This is a genomic window from Stenotrophomonas sp. CASM106 (assembly GCF_049384825.1).
Classification (GTDB): domain Bacteria; phylum Pseudomonadota; class Gammaproteobacteria; order Xanthomonadales; family Xanthomonadaceae; genus Stenotrophomonas; species Stenotrophomonas muris.
This window is the reverse complement of record NZ_JBMRFS010000039.1, coordinates 1-477: the sequence shown is the minus strand read 5'-3', so window position 1 is coordinate 477 and position 477 is coordinate 1. Positions and strand designations below refer to the sequence as shown.

General features: G+C 64.6%; 1 protein-coding gene. It reads right to left on the bottom strand.

Annotated features, from left to right (window positions below; translation table 11 throughout):
• The coding region (locus VG556_RS22400; RefSeq protein ID WP_423180056.1) for a TonB-dependent receptor plug domain-containing protein at positions 1 to 477 on the bottom strand (477 nt) is incomplete at both ends.

Sequence of the window (477 nt, the reverse complement as noted above, 5' to 3'; positions counted from 1 at the left end):
CGGCCATCTGGAAGGTGTAGCTGGGGGCCAGGAACCAGTGCTGCTGCTGGGTGTGCTTGATCTGCGTGTCACCGTCGCGATACAGGCCAACCAAGCGCCCAAGGTGGCGCTTGTCATCCGATGCCATCCCCAGGTCGAATGCGCTGCTGTACTGGCCGTTCCCATCCAGGCCCAGCTGCAGCACCTGCTGCTGATCAGGTGTTGGGGTCTTGCTGACCTGATTGACCATGCCGCCCGGAGCCACCTGACCATACATCACGGCCGACGGCCCCTTCAGCACCTCGACACGGTCCAGGTTCCAGCTGTCCACCATGGTCCGGTTCCACTGGCCACCCTGCGGCGCACGCATGCCGTCGACGGTGACGTTGTTGCTCCAGCTGCCGGCATCGAAGCCGCGGATGCGGAAGTCATCGACGCGATTGTCGATGCCGCCGCTCTCCAGGACCACGCCGGCCACGTAGCGCATCGCCTCGTTGA